Raw genomic sequence first — 16,476 nt, 5'->3', positions numbered from 1 at the left:
ACAGGGAGTGGACGCTGTGGACGGAACGGCTGGCGACCGGAACTCGGCGAAGAGCGCCGCCGGGGCGTCGGGCAACGGGCACGGGCCGGCCGACGCCGGTGACGCGGCCGGGCCATCCGCGGTGCCGGGGGGTGATCGCGTGAGCGGGTCCTCGGGCGGGTCCGGCGGCGGGAGCCGTACGGGCCGCAACCTGCCGGCGGCGGTCGCGGTCGGCGTCGCGCTCGGCGTGGTCGTCATCGGCTCGCTGTACGTGGTGAAGCTGGCGTTCCTCGCCGTCGTCATGGCCGCGGTCGGGCTCGGCGTCCACGAGCTGGCCAAGGCCCTCGCCACCCGCGGCATCCGGGTGCCGCTCGTCCCGCTGCTGGCCGGTCTCACCGCCATGGTCGTCGGTCCCTACTGGGGCGGGACGGCCTTCCTCGTCGGCGCGTTCGCCGTGACCGTGATGGTCCTGCTGACCTGGCGGATGTTCCAGGGCGCCGAGGGATACGTGCGGGACGCCACGGCCGCCCTGTTCATCGCGGTCTATCCTGCCCTGCTCGCCGGGTTCGTCCCGCTGCTGCTGTCGCCGGAGGACGGCCCCGACAGGGTCATCGTCTTCATCGCCGTGACCGTGTGCAGCGACATCGGCGGCTACTTCGCCGGCATCCTGTTCGGCCGGCACCGGATGTCGCCGCTGATCAGCCCGAAGAAGACCTGGGAGGGCTTCGCCGGGTCCGCCCTCGCCTGCGTCGTCGGCGGGTCGTTACTCGTCCACTTCCTGCTGGACGGCGGCTACTGGCAGGGCGCCCTGATCGGCGCCGCCGGGGTCGTCTGCGCGACGCTCGGCGACCTGATCGAGTCGGTCATCAAGCGCGATCTCGGCATCAAGGACATGGGCAGCCTGCTGCCGGGCCACGGCGGCGTCATGGACCGGCTCGACTCGCTGCTCTTCACGCTCGTCCCGGTCTGGCTGCTGCTGACACTCCTCGTGCCGGTCCACTGACGTCTAGATCCGGCTGTGCACGGCCAGCCGCTCGCTGATCACCTCGTGCCCCTGGTCCGCCACCACCCGGAGCTCGGTGTCGGTGAGCGGGACGAGCCACAGCCACCGCACGGAGTCGCCCCCGAACAAGAAGCCAGACATGTCCGGCATCCCCGGCGGATCCGCCAGCATGATCACCCCTTGGTGGCCGCCGTCCAGGGGGAACGTTCCCGGCCGCTGGAACCACCGGGCCGTGTGCCCGTGTCCCAGCCAGGTCACCGACCGCCACGGATACTGCGCCAGCCAGGCGAACAGCCGGGCCGCCACCCTCGGGTCCTGGCGCGTCGCCACCGCGAGCTCGACTCGGCAGGCCGTGTCGTACAGCTCGGCCGTCGGCATCCGCTGGCAGCTCATCCCCACCGTGGACAGGACCGTGTACCCCCGGCCGGGCCGCTCGCTCACCCCGACGAGAGGGAGCCGGTCGCCTCCGACGTCCCAGTAGCGGCCCGGCGGCCCGACCCTGCTGTCGAGATGCCCCATCACGAACTGCTGGAACGACGCCCAGCTGCCCTCCGCCTGCCGCCACTGCCAGTACGCCCGCGCCTTCGCCACCCTCGGGGCGAGCCCCTCCAGCGCCTCGCTCAGCGACCAGGCGAACGGCGACTCTCCGGCGGCGTCCCTCGCGTAGCCGGGCATGCCGCGGGCCATGTCGGCCCACCCCGGAATGACGGCCAGGAGATCGTCGTTCTCGTACAGGGCGACGCCGTCGCCCTCCTCGAACCACAGGACCGACAGCGTCGCCGGGTCGAGGGGCGGCGTGCCCGTGGGGTGGTGGGTCCCGGAGGCCGGCATCAGCGGCGGAAGACCGGCGTTGGCCCTCGCCAGGTCGACGGCCGCCGGAGCTGGGACGTGGTTGGCCAGCCAGACGGCTCCGTGGACGGTCCCCCTGGCGTCCCGAAGGTAAGCTACGGAGGACGCCCGGTCGGATTCGATCGTCAACGTGCGGCTCCCGTAAGGGTTGGGGCTGGTGAGGACCACAGAGACGTCCACATCTACCTCCGGGATTAGACCGCCAGACCAGAATGTAAAGCCGCTGGCCGCGATCGTTAAGAGCACGCGGTCAGGAGATCGGAAGGGTTTTGCGTGAGCGAGCAGCCGAAGGCCGGGCAGCTGACGTTGGTGGCGCCCCGGCGGGGCAAGCCCCAGCGCCATCTGGCCGACCTCACGATGGCCGAGCGGCGCGCCGCCGTGGCCGAGCTGGGCGAGAAGCCGTTCCGCGCCGACCAGCTCTCACGTCACTACTTCGCCCGGCTCACCGAGACCCCCGAGCAGATGACCGACCTGCCCGGCGGCACCCGGGAGCGCCTGGTCGCGCAGCTCATGCCGCCACTCCTGACCTCCGTACGGGAGATCACCTGTGACGGCGGGACGACCCGCAAGACGCTGTGGAAGCTGTTCGACGGCTCCCTCGTCGAGTCGGTCCTCATGCGTTACCCCGACCGGGTGACGATGTGCGTCTCCTCCCAGGCCGGCTGCGGCATGAACTGCCCCTTCTGCGCCACCGGCCAGGCCGGCCTGACCCGGAACATGTCCACCGCCGAGATCGTCGAGCAGGTCGTCGCCGGGGCCCGGGCCCTGGCCGCGGGGCAGGTCCCCGGCGGGCCCGGCCGGATCACCAACGTCGTTTTCATGGGCATGGGCGAGCCGATGGCCAACTACAAGGCCGTCATCGGCGCCGTCCGCCGCCTCGTCGATCCCGCGCCCGAGGGGCTGGGCATCTCCGCCCGCGGCGTGACCGTGTCGACCGTCGGCCTGGTGCCCGCCATCGAGAAGCTGGCCGACGAGGGACTGCCGGTCACGCTGGCCCTCTCGCTGCACGCCCCCGACGACGAGCTCCGCGACACGCTCGTGCCGATCAACACGCGCTGGAAGGTCTCCGAGGTGCTCGGCGCGGCCTGGCGGTACGCGGCCAAGACCAAGCGCCGGGTGTCGATCGAGTACGCCCTCATCAAGGACATCAACGACCAGGAGTGGCGGGCCGACCTGCTCGGACGCCTGCTCAAGGGCAAGCTCGTCCACGTCAACCTGATCCCGCTCAACCCCACGCCGGGCTCGAAGTGGACCGCCTCCCGGCCGGAGGACGAGCGGGCCTTCGTCCGCCGTCTTGAGTCCCACGGCGTCGCCGTCACGGTGCGCGACACCCGGGGCCGGGAGATCGACGGCGCCTGCGGGCAGCTCGCCGCCGCGACCCCCGACTCCTGACGGCCGACCCCGCAGCCCTCCCGTCGAGACGCCGTCGCGGCCTGACTCAGGGACGTGTACGGCGAAGCCAGGCGTAGGCGGCCAGCCCGACGGCGGGCCACAGAAGCGACTCGGCGGCGAGCCAGGGGAGACGGGACTCGAGCAGGCCGTGGTGCGCGTCCCGCATCCACGTCATGACCGGGACGCTCAGCCAGTGCACGCTCGACGCGCTGACCATCAACGTCGCGATATATCCGGCGATCAGGACGATGGTCGAGACGGCCGGCGAGGGAAGGATGGGGCGGCTGGTCAGGGCGCCCAGGGCGACCCCGGCCACGACCGAGAACAGGTGCAGGGCCACGCCCAGCGCCACCTGGCCCGCCGTCGGGCTCCCGGCGAGCCGTGTCAGCAGGGCGACCTCGGAGACGGCGGCCAGCACGAGGTCGTACGCGAAGGCGGCGAGCAGGCCGCTCACGAGCTCGGCGCGACCGGCGGCGACGATGGAGATCATCCGCTGCTCGTCGGGCTCGCTGTCGAGCAGTCCGCGCGCCGCCCAGGCGAACACCGGGATCAGGATGCCCGCCGAGTCGGCCGCCGCGCCGATTTCCTGGCCCGGAGGAACCGGCGTCGCGTACAGGATGGCGAGCAGTGGCAGCAGTCCGATGAGGGGCTGCAGCGCCCGGTGCGACCGGGCGTACCCGGCGATCCGGAACCGGACCAGGGCGATCACGACGCCTCCCCGGACCGGGGGCCGACCCGGGAGTCGCCGACGTCGGAGGCCCCGAGGTCCCGGAGGTCCGGGGCCTCCCGCTCACCGGAACCGGGGCCGGAAGGCGCGAGGCCGGCCGGGCCGATCCGCACCGCGTAGCCGTCCGCGCGGAGACGGCGGGCCAGGCGGGCGGCCTCGGACGCCGGGACGTCGACCTCCAGGACGGCGAGCCGTTCCGGCTCAGGACCGGTCCCCGCCGCGGCCTCCCGCACCGACCGGTCCGCGACCTCGTAGCGGCGTATGCCCGGAAGGCCCCGCAGGTCGCCCTGATGGTCGCTGACCACGACGGTGCCGCCCCTGGCGGACACCTCCGCGATGACGACGGGCAGTTCGGCGCGGGTCGCCGCGTCGAGCCCGGCGAACGGCTCGTCGAGGACGAGCAGTCCGGGGCGGCACAGGAGGGCCTGGGCGAGCCCCACCTTGTGGGCGCTGCCCTTGGACAGGTCGGGCAACCGCTGGCCCAGCAGGTGGTCCATGCCGAGCCGGTCGGTCCACTCGTCGACGTCCCCCGGCGCGACCTTCCTGATCGCGGCCATGTGCCGCAGGTAGCCGGCCACGGTGAACGGCTGGGCCGCGGGGAAGCGCTCGGGGGCGTACCCGACGACGGGCGGACGGTCCTCGACCGCTCCCCGCACGGGCCGCAGGAGTCCCGCGAGAAGGCGCAGGAGGGTGGACTTGCCGGTGCCGTTCGGGCCGACGATCTCGACGACGTCGCCCGCGCCGAGGGTCATGTCCACGCCGGCGAGCACCCAGGGCTCCCGCCGTCCATAGCGAAAGGAGAGATCGGCGACCCGCATAGATCCCCGAGCTTATCGGCATATTTAGGGTCACGTCTGGGGATCGGGCGATCACCAGGTATCGCTTTTGTGATCGGCGTACCGACAGAATCGCCGTACGGACAGAATGGACAGGTTTCGCAGAGGCCCGGAGGAGTGGGTGAATCGCTTTCCACGCGTCATGGCCGTGCGGCTGGGCTATGACCCCGGCCAGGTCGACGAACTGATCCGCAGGATCGAGCGGACGCTCGCGTCCGGCCCCGCCGCCGAGCGGCCGATCACGCCGAACGAGATCCGCGAGGCCAAGTTCGGCGTCAAGCTGGGCGGTTACAACGAGACGGCCGTGGACTTCGCGCTCGACGCGTTCATCGTCGCCCTGGAGGCCCGCGCCGCCGGTTCCGGCGCCCCGGCGGCCAAGGAGGGCCCTGCGGTGCCGAAGGCTCGTACCGGTTCCGGCGCCCCGGCGGACGCGGAAGGCCCCCCGGCCCCGGCGGGCCCCGCGGCCCCGGCGGGCCCCGCGGCTGAGGAAGGCCCCTCGCGCCCGAAGGCGCCCGCCGACCTGGCCACCACCGACGTGCTCGTGGCCGGCGGGCCGGCGACCCCGCTCGACGCCCCGCCCGCCGCCGCGACCTCGCCCGCCGCCACTCCGCCCGCCTCCCCGGCTCCGCTCGGCACCGAGCCGCCTGCCCCCGCCGCACCGTCCGCCCCGCCGGCCGCCGCACCCTCACCCCCAGCCCGTACGGCAGAGCCCGCTGGGGCGACACCCGCACCGCCCCGCCCGGGAACGCCGGAGTGGTGGGAGGGCCACGCCGAGAAGGTCGAGCGGGTGGCCTTCCGGCCGGGCCGGCTGGGCATGGGTTACCGGGAGGACGAGGTGGACGCCTTCCTCGACCGGGTGGTCGAGACGCTCCGTGGGACGGCCGACCGGCCGCTGACCCCCGACGAGGTCCGGGCGGCCACGTTCTCCACCGTGATGTTCCGCCCCGGGTATGCGATCACCGAGGTGGACGGCTTCCTGAACGAGATCGCCGGCATCCTCGAACGCCGACCCTGATTCCCCTCGAGCCGGGGGCCACCGTACACGCCGGTCCGGACGACCAGACCGAAGCCTGACCGAAATGGAATAAGTACATATTTGCCGGGGCGATGCACCACGATGGTGGCCATGCCTCGCAGATCCCCCCTCGCGGCGCTCACCGCCGCCGGTCTGACCTTGCTCACAACCGCAGTCACCCCCACGGCCGCCCTCGCCGACACGCCCGGAGGGGATGACGCTCCCCTCACCGTCACCCTCCAGGACGCCGGCTCCGGCGACGCCCGGCCCGCTGACGCAGGCGCCGCCGGGCTGGAGGCCGGCACCCGCCGCACGGCCTCCCGCGAGCGCGGCACGGCGGCCCTCGCGGCCGCCCGTCGCACGACCCTCAGGGACGCGTCCCGCACCGAGTCGAAGGACACCTTCACGCCCGGCTCCGCCGGCCTCGGCGACCCGTACTTCCCGCTGGCGGGCAACGGCGGCTACGACGTGGGCCACTACGACATCGCCCTGCGGTTCGACCCCAGGACCCACCGCATCGCCGCGACCACGACCATCAAGGCCACCGCGACCAAGAACCTCTCGCGGTTCGACCTCGACTACTCCGGACCGGCGATCACCAACCTGGAGGTGAACGGGAAGCGGGCCTCCTACCGCCGTAAGGGCCAGGAGCTCGTGGTCACCCCCAAGGAGGGCCTGCCGTCGGGCGCCGCCTTCACCGTCGAGGTGTCGTACGCAGGCGCGCCGAAGGCGATCAACGACAAGGCCCTGGGGCTGGAGGGCTGGATCAACACCAAGGACGGCGCCACCGTGGTGTCGGAGCCGGACGGCGCCCGCAGCTGGTTCCCGGCCAACGACAACCCCCAGGACAAGGCGACCTTCAGCTTCCGCGTCTCGGTCCCGGTGGGCCTGACGGTCCTGGCCAACGGCGAGCCGAAGAACCCCGGGATCGTCCCCGTACGGAACGGCTACACCACGGTCAGGTGGGAGATGTCCCAGCCGATGGCGACGTACCTCGCGATGGTCGCGATCGGGAAGTTCAAGGTCACCGAGGGCGCCGTCGCCGGCGTGCCGAACATCACGGCCTACGATCCGGCGGTCGCCAAGAAGTCGAAGTACCTGCACCGCACCACGGCCAAGGCCATCGCCTGGGAGTCGAAGGTCTTCGGCGGCTACCCGTTCTCCTCCACGGGCGGCATCGGCGACAAGCTGGACGTGGGATACGCGCTGGAGACGCAGGGCAGGCCGGTGTACGACGGCGGCCCGAGCGAGGACCTGGAGATCGTGCACGAGCTGGCCCACCAGTGGTTCGGCGACAGCGTCGGCCTGCGGAGCTGGAAGGACATCTGGCTCAACGAAGGCTTCGCGACGTACGCCGAGTGGCTCTACCAGGAGCAGCACGGCGGCCCGTCGGCCCAGTCGATCTTCGACAAGCACTACAAGCAGAAGGGCTCGTTCTGGGACGAGAAGACGGGCAACCCGGGCCGGGCCGACATGTTCGACTGGGAGGCGATCTACCTGCGCGGCGGCATGACCCTGCACGCCCTGCGCAAGAAGATCGGCGACGACACCTTCTTCACGCTCCTCAAGACCTGGACCGAGGACAACAAGTACGGCACGGTCACGACCCGCGACTTCGTCGACCTGGCGGAGAAGCTGTCGGGCCAGGACCTCGACCCGCTCTTCGACGCGTGGCTCTACAAGGCCGCCAAGCCGAAGCTGTAGGTCACGGACCCCAGGTGATCCGGCCGAGCTGCCCGGCGGCCCGGATCGCCAGCCACACCTCGGCGAAGTCACCGGTCGCGGACAGGTCGCGGCCGGTAAGCGCCCCGAACCTGCGCAGCCGGTAGGACAGCGTGTTCGGGTGGACGTGCAGGGCCCTGGCCGCGTCGTCCACCCGGCGGTCGCGCTCCATCCACGTCCGGACGGAGGCGACGAGGCCCGAGCCGTGCTCGGCGTCGTAGCGCAGGACGTCGCCGAGCACGTGCTCGACCAGGCCGGACAGCACGCCGACGTCGTCGGGCAGCCAGCGGCCCGTCGTGTCCTCGCCGTAGCCGACGACGGGCTGGCCCGACTCGGCGGCCCTCGACGCCGCCCACGAAGCCTCCCGCTGGGCCACCCGCAGCGAGCGTCCCGGCCGCAGCGGCCTGCTGACGCCGACCGCGATGCCCGGGACCTCTCGCAGCCCGCTCGCCGCGCCGGGCCCGCCCGAGGGGTGGGACGACCAGGGCGTGAGCACGTACAGGTCGCGGTGGTGGCGGAGCATGAGGTGGGGGTGCTCGTCGAACGCCCGGACGACGGCGTCCTCGGCGGCGCCGCGGACCACGAGCAGGACGACGTCCTCCTCCGGCGGCAGGCCGATCCGGGAGAGCCGGCGGCGGGCGGTGTCCGGGTCGAGCGCGTCCTGCAGCAGCTCGGCGAGCGTCTCCGCGCCCTGGCGGCGCAGCGTCTCGCGCTCGCTGCGCACCATCGCGACCTGGAGGGCGGCCACGGTCGCGATGTGCTGGACGACGGCCAGCCCCGCCGGGCGCGCGCCCTCCCGCTCGAACGCCACGAGGAACCCGGCCGGGCCGTCCGGCGCGGGGACGGGCAACGCGAAGCCGCCGGGGATCGTGGGCGGCGCCTCCGCCGAGGACGGCAGCGTCACCGAGTCCGGCGGGACGGGCACGCCGGGCAGCAGCGGCCGGCCCTGGGGCGTGCTCAGGTACACGTCGTAGCCCGACAGCCGTTCCAGCCGGGTGAACAGCGCGGCCGCGTCGAGTCCCTCGGAGGCCAGCCAGCGCAGCGCGCCGAACACCTGCAGCTGCGCGCCGAGCCGCTGCCGCGCGTCCTCCTGCACGGCCGCCGCGACCTCCTGGGCGACGGCGATGAACGGGACGGCCAGCGGCACCTCCAGCACCGGGAACCCGCGCTCCTCGGCGGCGTCGAGGAACCCGCGGCGCAGCGGCGGCACGTGCAGCCCGGCGCTCAGGGCGAGCCCGGCGACCCCGGCGTCGTCGAGCCGTTCGAGATAGGCCCGCTGGGCGGCGGCCCCGCGCGGGACGCCGATGCCGGTCGTCATGATCAGCTCGGCGCCGAGCAGCCAGGGGGTGGGGTCCTCCAGCTCGCTCACGTGGGCCCAGGACACCGACCGGCCCAGCCCGCGCTCGCCCGCCACCACGCGCAGCTGGAGCGCGGGCGAGCGCACCAGGTCCTCGACGGTCGCGGGGCCGTCGTCTGCTTTGTGCCCATCCACAAACGTCACCTTATTTCCCGTGATGGGGACAATTGTCCGGCTGAACGGGCGGGCGGCAGACTCGACCAATCTCCCCATGACCAGGAGGAATGTATGACCACGACTGCGGCCTCCCCAGCGGGAGGAATCGAGGTCCGTTCCATCGACTACGTGCCGGAGACCGAGCGCCACGGCAAGGTCTGGCACCAGGGCCCGTTCTGGTTCTGCGGCAACTTCCAGCCTTACACGGTCGCGCTCGGCTTCATCGGCCCGGCGATGGGCCTGTCCCTCGGGTGGACCTCGCTCGCCAGCGCCCTCGGCGTGCTGTTCGGGACGTTCTTCATGGCGTTCCACGCCTCGCAGGGGCCGTGGCTCGGGCTGCCGCAGATGGTGCAGTCGCGGGCCCAGTTCGGGTACCGCGGCGTGGTGGTGGCCCTCGCGGGCACGCTGTTCACCTACGTCGGCTTCAACGTCATCGACACGGTCATCGTCGACAACGGCCTCAACGCGGTCTTCGGCTGGAGCAAGCCGGTGGTCGGCCTGGTCATCACCGTCGTGGCGGCCGTGCTCGCCGTCTACGGCTACGACTGGATGCACCGGGCCTTCCAGGTGCTGTTCTGGATCTCGCTGCCGCTGTGGCTCGTGCTGACCGTCGCCGTCCTGGCCGGGGGAGCGGGCGGGAAGGCCCCGGCGGCCGGGGGCTTCACCTGGGTCGCCTTCATGGTCCAGTTCGCCGTGGCCGCCTCCTACAACATCACCTACGCGCCGTACGTCTCGGACTACTCCCGCTACCTGCCGCGGCGGACCAGGACCTCGCACATCGTGTGGTCGGTCTTCTTCGGCGCCTCGGCCTCCCCGCTGTGGCTGATCCCCATCGGCGCCTGGATGGCCACCCGCCTCGGGGTGAGCGAGCCGCTGGTCGGCATCCACGACGCGGGGGAGAACGTGGTCACCGGTCTCGGCGGCGTGCTCACGGTCGTGTCGGTGCTCGTGCTCGTGGCCACCATGGGCCTCAACGCGTACAGCGGCATGCTGACGGTCGTGACGGCGGTGGACACGGTGCGTCCGGTGAGACCGACGCGGTCGATCCGGATCGTCACGGTCCTCGTCCTCGCCGTCGTGTGGGCGTTCGTCGGCATGGTCCTCATCACGGACTTCTCGACCGCGTTCACCAACGCCCAGCTCATCATGCTGTACGTCCTCGTGCCCTGGACCGCCGTGAACCTCGTCGACTACTTCTTCGTCCGGCGCGGCCACTACGCGATCACCCACCTGTTCCGCAAGGACGGCATCTACGGGATGTGGGCGTGGCGCGGGCTCGTCTCCTACCTGGCCGGCCTGGCCGCCATGGTCCCGTTCGTCGTGCTGAGCTTCTTCACCGGGCCGGTGGCCGCCGCCATCGGCGGCGTGGACGTCGCCTTCGCGGTCGGGCTGGTCGTGGCCGGCGGCGTCTACCTGACGCTGTGCCGCACCCTGGACGTCGCCTCCGAGGAGTCGGTCGTCGAGGCCAGCGAGCGCGAGCTGGTCAGCCTGTGACCGCTCCCAACGCCCCCGCCGCCTCCACCGCCGTCGGCGCGGCCGCCGTACGGCCGGGGGAGTCAGGCGGGCTCCGCGCGGGGGTGCGGCCGTGACGCCGCCGGCGCGCGTGGCCGTCGCGCAGCTCCCCCTGCAGGTGGGGCGGGCGGCCGGCAACCGGGAGGCGGCGGCCGCCGCGGTCGCCGAGGCCGCCGCGGCCGGGGCCCGGCTCGTCGTGCTGCCCGAGCTCGTCAACAGCGGCTACGTCTTCAGCGGGCCGGATGAGGCGAGGGCGCTCGCCGAGCCGCCCGACGGGCCGACGGTGTCGCAGTGGGAGCGCCTGGCCCGCGCGCACGATCTGGTGATCGTCGGCGGGTTCTGCGAGCGGACCGCCGACGGGGTGCGCAACAGCCAGGCGCTGGTCGACCCCGGCGGGCTGCGGGCCGTCTACCGCAAGGCCCACCTGTGGCACGACGAGCAGGACGTGTTCACCCCGGGCGGCGGGCGGCCGCCCGTGGTCGAGACCGCGATCGGCCGCGTCGGGATGATGGTCTGCTACGACCTGGAGTTCCCCGAGTGGGTGCGCGCCGCCGCGCTCGCGGGGGCCGATGTGCTGGCGGTCTCCACCAACTGGCCGTCCTCACCGGTGCCGGCGGGGGAGCGGCCGGTGCTGGTCGCGCACGCGCAGGTGGCCGCGGCCGCGAACCGCATGTTCGTCGCGGTCGCCGACCGCTGCGCCGCCGAGCGGGGCGTGGGATGGGTGTGCGGCACCTCGATCATCGGCCCGGACGGCTACCCGCTCGCGGGACCGCTGCTGCAGGACCGCGCCGCCGTGCTGGTGGCCGACTGCGACCTGTCCGAGGCGCGGGACAAGGCGATCGGGCCGCGCAACGACGTCCACCGGGACCGCCGGGCCGACCTGTACGACGGCCGCCGGGACGTCACGAACACCGAGAAGAAGGGCAGGCACACGTCATGACCGAGCCACGGGGGCCCGTCGACTCCTCCCGCGTCCCGCGCTTCGCGGGGCCCGCGACCTTCGCGCGGCTGCCGCGCGTCGACGAGGTGGAGCGCGCGGACGTGGCGGTGGTGGGCGTGCCGTTCGACAGCGGCGTGTCCTACCGGCCGGGGGCCCGCTTCGGCCCGTCCGCCGTGCGGGAGGCGAGCCGCCTGCTCCGGCCGTACCATCCGGGGCTCGACGTGTCGCCGTTCGAGGCCGTGCAGGTCGCCGACGCCGGGGACGTGGCGGTCAACCCGTTCGACATCAGGGAGGCCGTCGAGACGCTGGAGGGGGCGGCGTCCGCGCTCATGGCGGGCGGCACCCGGCTCGTCACGATCGGCGGCGACCACACGATCGCGCTGCCGCTGCTGCGGGCGGCGGCCCGGGAGCACGGTCCCGTCGCGCTGCTGCACTTCGACGCGCACCTCGACACCTGGGACACCTACTTCGGGGCCGAGTACACCCACGGCACGCCGTTCCGCAGGGCCGTGGAGGAGGGCGTCCTCGACACCGAGGCGCTGAGTCACGTCGGCATCCGCGGGCCGCTGTACGCGAAGAAGGACCTCGACGACGACCACCGGATGGGGTTCGGCGTCGTCACCAGCGCCGACGTGATGCGGCGGGGGGTCGACGAGGTGTCCGCCGCGCTGCGGGAGCGGATCGGCGGCCGGCCGCTGTACGTGTCGGTCGACATCGACGTGCTCGACCCGGCCCACGCGCCCGGCACCGGGACGCCCGAGGCGGGCGGGCTGACCAGCCGCGAACTCCTGGAGATCCTGCGCGGGCTCGCCGGGTGCGACCTCGTCGGGGCGGACGTGGTCGAGGTCGCCCCGGCGTACGATCACGCGGAGATGACCGCGGTCGCGGCCTCGCACGTGGCGTACGACCTGGTGAGCCTCCTCGCGGTCACGGAGAAGCACTGAGCCCTGGAGAAGGCGAGGCAGCGTGTTCGTCGACCTGTCGGTGCCCCTGGTCACCGGGATGCCGGTCTATCCCGGCGACCCCGAGGTGGAGATCGTCCCGGCGCTCACCACGGCGGCCGAGGGCGTCAACGTGCTCGCCCTGCACCTGGGGTCGCAGTCGGGCACCCACGTGGACGCGCCGTACCACGTGGACGACGCGCTCCCCGCCCTGGACGACCTGCCGCTGGAGCGCTTCGTAGGCCCGGCGGCGGTCGCCGACGCGCGCGGGCTGCCGCCGCGGTCGCCGATCCCGCCGGAGACGCTCGCCCCCCATCTCGCGCCCGGAGTGATCCTGCTCGTCGCGACGGGGTGGGCCGGCCGGTGGGGGACCACGGAGTACCTGGAGCACCCCTTCCTCTCGCCGGAGGCCGCCGGCCTGGTCGTCGCGTCGGGGGTGCGCACGGTCGGGATCGACGCGCTGAGCGTGGACCCCACGCCGGCCGAGGACCTTCCGGCGCACCGGGCCCTGTGCGGCGCGCACGCCGTCATCGCGGAGAACCTGCGCAACCTCGATCCGCTCCTGGAGGCGCAGGCGGCCGGACGGGCGATCGAGGTGTCGCTGCTGCCGATCCGGCTCCAGGGGGCCGACGGCGCGCCCGTGCGCGCGGTCGCGAGGATCGGCTAGCGGGTGCCCCAGGAATAGGTCTGCTTGTGGAGCTTGAGGTAGACGAAGGTCTCGGTCGCCCGCACGCTCGGGATGGCCCGGATCTTCCCGAGGATCTCCAGCAGATGGCTGTCGCCCTCGCAGACCACCTCGACCATGATGTCCACCGAGCCCGCGGTGAGCACCACGTAGTCGATCTCCTCAATCGACGACAGCTCGTCGGCGACCGACTCCAGGTCGCCCTCGCACTTGATGGAGATCATGGCCTGCCGGGGGAACCCGAGCGTGAGCGGGTCGGTCACCGCGACGATCTGCATCACGCCCAGGTCGAGCAGCCGCTGCACCCGCTGGCGAACCGCCGCCTCCGACAGCCCCACCGCCTTGCCGATCGCGGCGTACGGCTTTCGCCCGTCCGTCTGGAGCTGCTCGATGATCTGCTTGGAGATCTCGTCCAGCACCACCGGCCCACCCTTGGCGGCCGCGCGTACCCTTGGCGGTGTCGTCATCCTCGGGGGGTGTCCTCTCTAGCCGGGCGAGCGGGGGAAGCCCTTACGTACCTCGTGTTACGCGGCCGTTCCTGACATGTTGCGGTCGTGGTCTGACATGTTGTCAGCTCAATCGCCTCTGTCAAGCGATTTCGTAGCAATTTGGTATCTTAGCCACGAAATCCCTTGTTCATGTCGTGTTTGTCTGCCAGAGTCGCGACAACTCAGCCACCTCACCAGGAGGTCAACGGTGACCACCCGTCTCCAGAACTTCGTGAACGGGAAGTTCGTCGACGCAGCGAGCGGCCGTTTCTCCGACGTCGTAGACCCTACGACGGGGGAGGTCTACGCTCAGGCGCCGGTGTCGGGGCAGGAGGACGTCGACGCCGCGTACGCCGCCGCGTCGGCCGCGTTCGAGACGTGGGGTCAGACGACGCCGGGCGAGCGCGCCGCGCTGCTGCTGAAGGTCGCCGACGCGATCGAGGCCCGCGCCGACGAGATCAACGAGGCGGAGTGCCGCAACACCGGCAAGCCGCGCGCCCGGATGGCCGAGGACGAGACCCCGGTCGCCTCCGACCACTTCCGTTTCTTCGCCGGCGCCGCCCGCACGCTGGAGGGCCCGACCGCCGGGGAGTTCCTCGCCGACCACACCTCCGTGATCCGGCACGAGCCGATCGGCGTCGTCGGCCAGGTCACCCCGTGGAACTACCCCATGATGATGGCGGTCTGGAAGATCGCCCCCGCGCTGGCCGCCGGCAACACCATCGTCCTCAAGCCGTCCGACACCACTCCCGCCTCGACCCTCAAGCTGGCCGAGATCCTGGGCGACGTGCTTCCGCCCGGCGTCTTCAACGTGGTCACCGGCGACCGCGAGACCGGCGCCCTGGTGGTCTCGCACCCGGCCGCGAGCATGGTCGCCATCACCGGCTCGGTGGGCGCGGGCATGTCGGTCGCCCGCTCGGCCGCCGACGACCTCAAGCGCGTCCACCTGGAGCTGGGCGGCAAGGCCCCGGTCGTCGTCTTCGAGGACGTCAAGGACATCAAGGCCGTCGCCGAGGGCATCGCCGGGGCGGGCCTGTACAACGCCGGCCAGGACTGCACCGCGGCCTGCCGGATCCTGGTGCACGAGAGCATTCACGACGAGTTCGCCGCGGCCCTCACCGAGGCCGCCGCGAACACCAAGGTGGGCGGCCTCGACGAGGAGGACGCCTACTTCGGCCCGCTGAACAACCCCAACCAGCTGGCCAGGGTCGAGGGCTTCTTCGAGCGGCTCCCCGAGCACGCGAAGGTCCTCACGGGCGGCGCCCGCCTCGGCGACAAGGGCTTCTTCTTCGCCCCGACCGTCGTCGACGGGCTCCGCCAGGACGACGAGATGGTCCAGGACGAGGTCTTCGGGCCTGTCATGACGATCCAGACCTTCACCGACGAGGCCGACGCCCTCGCCAAGGCGAACGGCGTCCGCTACGGCCTGTCGGGGTCGGTCTGGACCTCCGACCACGGCCGGGCGATGCGGATGTCGAAGAGGCTCGACTTCGGCGTCGTCTGGGTCAACACCCACATCCCGTTCGTGTCGGAGATGCCGCACGGCGGCTTCAAGCACTCCGGCTACGGCAAGGACCTGTCCGTCTTCGGCCTGCACGACTACACGCGGGTCAAGCACGTCATGCACTACATCGGCGAATAGGGCTCCGTCGGCGGGCGAGGCAGAGCCGGCCCCGGACCTATTGATAAAGAGGGATAAGCCTGGAATGACAGAAATCCAGGCGGGCGCGGGGGCAGCCGTCGAGGCTGCCCCCGTATCACAGGACGTGCCCGCCATCGAGCTCGACAACGTCGTCAAGGAGTATGTCTCGCACGGTGAGGTCGTAAGGGCGGTCAAGGGCGTCAGCCTCGCCATCACGGAGGGCGAGTTCTTCTCCCTCCTCGGCCCGTCGGGCTGCGGCAAGACCACCAGCATGCGGATGATCGCCGGGTTCGAGGACCCCACAGGGGGCGTCGTCAGGCTCCATGGGGAGGACGTCACGAGCGTCCCCCCGAACAAGCGTGACGTGAACATGGTCTTCCAGTCCTACGCGCTGTTCCCGCACATGAACGTCTGGGACAACGTCGCGTTCGGACTCAGGCGCAGGAAGGTGCCCGACGCAGAGATCAGGCGTCGCGTCGGCGAGATCCTCGAGGTCGTGGACCTCGTGGGCCGGGAGAAGCGCCGCCCGAAGGAGATGTCCGGCGGTCAGCAACAGCGGGTCGCGCTCGCGCGCGCCCTGGTCAACCGCCCCCGCGCGCTCCTCCTCGACGAGCCCCTGGGAGCGCTCGACCTCAAGCTCCGCCAGGCCATGCAGATCGAGCTGAAGCGCATCCAGCGCGAGGTCGGCATCACGTTCGTCTACGTCACCCACGACCAGGGCGAGGCGCTCACGATGAGCGACCGCATCGCCGTCATGAACGACGGCCTGGTCGAGCAGCTGGCCGAGCCCCGCGAGATCTACGAGCGGCCCTCGACGAAGTTCGTCGCCGGGTTCATCGGCACCTCGAACCTGCTGAGCGGCGCCGTGCAGACGGTGTCCGGCGACACCGCCGTGCTGGCCCTCGGGCCGAGCGACCGGATCGTCATCCCCGTTGACGGGACGGTCTCCGCCGGCGACACCGTCGACCTCACCGTGCGGCCCGAGAAGATCACGATCACCAAGGAGCAGCCCGCGGGCGACCTGAGCGTCGTGCGGGGGACCGTCTCCGAGGTCGTCTACCTCGGCACGTACAACAGCTACCTGGTGGTCCTCGCGGACGGCGCGGAGATCACCGTGTTCGAGCAGAACGCCCACGACAGCACCATCACCGCCGAGCGCGGCGACACGGTGTGGCTGTCCTGGCAGCCCCGGCACTCCTACGAACTGCGCTAACCGCGACACCCCCGGAGCA

The 16,476-nt window shown here is 72.1% G+C and carries 15 protein-coding genes; 10 read left to right on the top strand and 5 right to left on the bottom strand.

All coding sequences use genetic code 11. The features are described from left to right. Positions 1-16: 16 nt before the first annotated feature. Positions 17-982, top strand: a complete 966-nt coding sequence (locus Mco01_RS35075; protein ID WP_239104147.1) for a phosphatidate cytidylyltransferase — start codon at positions 17-19, stop codon at positions 980-982. A 3-nt stretch (positions 983-985) separates the two neighbouring features. Here the strand turns inward: Mco01_RS35075 and Mco01_RS35070 are convergent, their stop codons facing one another. After that, entirely contained in the window at positions 986-1,960 is a 975-nt protein-coding gene (locus Mco01_RS35070; RefSeq protein WP_239104146.1) for a suppressor of fused domain protein, read from the bottom strand. 144 nt (positions 1,961-2,104) lie between these two features. On the opposite strand from Mco01_RS35070, the gene rlmN reads away from it, so the two are divergent. Next, complete coding sequence (gene rlmN / locus Mco01_RS35065; protein ID WP_204061124.1) at positions 2,105-3,223, top strand: dual-specificity RNA methyltransferase RlmN; 1,119 nt, start codon at positions 2,105-2,107, stop codon at positions 3,221-3,223. 46 nt (positions 3,224-3,269) lie between these two features. On the opposite strand, the gene Mco01_RS35060 is transcribed toward rlmN, so the two are convergent. Next, entirely contained in the window at positions 3,270-3,932 is a 663-nt protein-coding gene (locus Mco01_RS35060) for a hypothetical protein (protein ID WP_204061123.1), read from the bottom strand. After that, positions 3,929-4,720 (bottom strand): ABC transporter ATP-binding protein, encoded by a 792-nt coding sequence (locus tag Mco01_RS35055; protein ID WP_239104145.1) that lies wholly within the window; start codon positions 4,718-4,720, stop codon positions 3,929-3,931. The genes Mco01_RS35060 and Mco01_RS35055 overlap by 4 nt, the downstream gene beginning before the upstream one ends. A gap of 187 nt (positions 4,721-4,907) precedes the next feature. Here Mco01_RS35055 and Mco01_RS39955 point away from each other — a divergent pair, with 187 nt between their 5' ends. Then, complete coding sequence (locus Mco01_RS39955; protein ID WP_204061121.1) at positions 4,908-5,801, top strand: DivIVA domain-containing protein; 894 nt, start codon at positions 4,908-4,910, stop codon at positions 5,799-5,801. Positions 5,802-5,912: 111 nt separating this feature from the next. After that, complete coding sequence (locus Mco01_RS35045) at positions 5,913-7,505, top strand: M1 family metallopeptidase (protein ID WP_204061120.1); 1,593 nt, start codon at positions 5,913-5,915, stop codon at positions 7,503-7,505. Position 7,506: 1 nt separating this feature from the next. On the opposite strand, the gene Mco01_RS35040 is transcribed toward Mco01_RS35045, so the two are convergent. Then, positions 7,507-9,024, bottom strand: coding sequence for a PucR family transcriptional regulator (locus Mco01_RS35040; protein ID WP_239104144.1), 1,518 nt, complete (start codon positions 9,022-9,024; stop codon positions 7,507-7,509). An 84-nt stretch (positions 9,025-9,108) separates the two neighbouring features. Here Mco01_RS35040 and Mco01_RS35035 point away from each other — a divergent pair, with 84 nt between their 5' ends. The 4 genes from Mco01_RS35035 to Mco01_RS35020 all read left to right on the top strand — a co-directional run bounded on the left by Mco01_RS35035 (position 9,109) and on the right by Mco01_RS35020 (position 13,096). After that, positions 9,109-10,530, top strand: a complete 1,422-nt coding sequence (locus tag Mco01_RS35035) for a purine-cytosine permease family protein (RefSeq protein ID WP_204061118.1) — start codon at positions 9,109-9,111, stop codon at positions 10,528-10,530. 91 nt (positions 10,531-10,621) lie between these two features. Next, the gene (locus tag Mco01_RS35030; protein WP_204061117.1) at positions 10,622-11,488 is read left to right on the top strand and encodes a nitrilase-related carbon-nitrogen hydrolase; all 867 of its coding nucleotides are present in this window, start codon (positions 10,622-10,624) and stop codon (positions 11,486-11,488) included. Beyond that, positions 11,485-12,432, top strand: coding sequence for an agmatinase (gene speB, locus Mco01_RS35025; RefSeq protein ID WP_204061116.1), 948 nt, complete (start codon positions 11,485-11,487; stop codon positions 12,430-12,432). The genes Mco01_RS35030 and speB overlap by 4 nt, the downstream gene beginning before the upstream one ends. A 22-nt stretch (positions 12,433-12,454) precedes the next feature. Continuing rightward, complete coding sequence (locus Mco01_RS35020) at positions 12,455-13,096, top strand: cyclase family protein (RefSeq protein WP_239104143.1); 642 nt, start codon at positions 12,455-12,457, stop codon at positions 13,094-13,096. Here the strand turns inward: Mco01_RS35020 and Mco01_RS35015 are convergent. Beyond that, positions 13,093-13,581: an Lrp/AsnC family transcriptional regulator gene (locus Mco01_RS35015; RefSeq protein WP_204061115.1), complete on the bottom strand. Its 489-nt coding sequence runs from the start codon at positions 13,579-13,581 to the stop codon at positions 13,093-13,095. The two genes, Mco01_RS35020 and Mco01_RS35015, sit on opposite strands and share 4 nt — an antisense overlap. A gap of 229 nt (positions 13,582-13,810) precedes the next feature. On the opposite strand from Mco01_RS35015, the gene Mco01_RS35010 reads away from it, so the two are divergent. Both Mco01_RS35010 and Mco01_RS35005 read left to right on the top strand, forming a co-directional pair. Continuing rightward, positions 13,811-15,244 (top strand): gamma-aminobutyraldehyde dehydrogenase, encoded by a 1,434-nt coding sequence (locus Mco01_RS35010; protein WP_239104142.1) that lies wholly within the window; start codon positions 13,811-13,813, stop codon positions 15,242-15,244. Positions 15,245-15,308: 64 nt separating this feature from the next. After that, positions 15,309-16,457 carry an ABC transporter ATP-binding protein gene (locus Mco01_RS35005; RefSeq protein ID WP_204061113.1) on the top strand — a complete coding sequence of 383 codons (1,149 nt, stop codon included), beginning with the start codon at positions 15,309-15,311 and terminating at the stop codon, positions 16,455-16,457. Positions 16,458-16,476: the final 19 nt, after the last annotated feature.

The organism is Microbispora corallina (assembly GCF_016863035.1).
Classification (GTDB): Bacteria; Actinomycetota; Actinomycetes; order Streptosporangiales; family Streptosporangiaceae; genus Microbispora; species Microbispora corallina.
The sequence above is the reverse complement of the archived record's forward strand: the minus strand, read 5'-3'. Positions and strand labels throughout refer to the sequence as shown.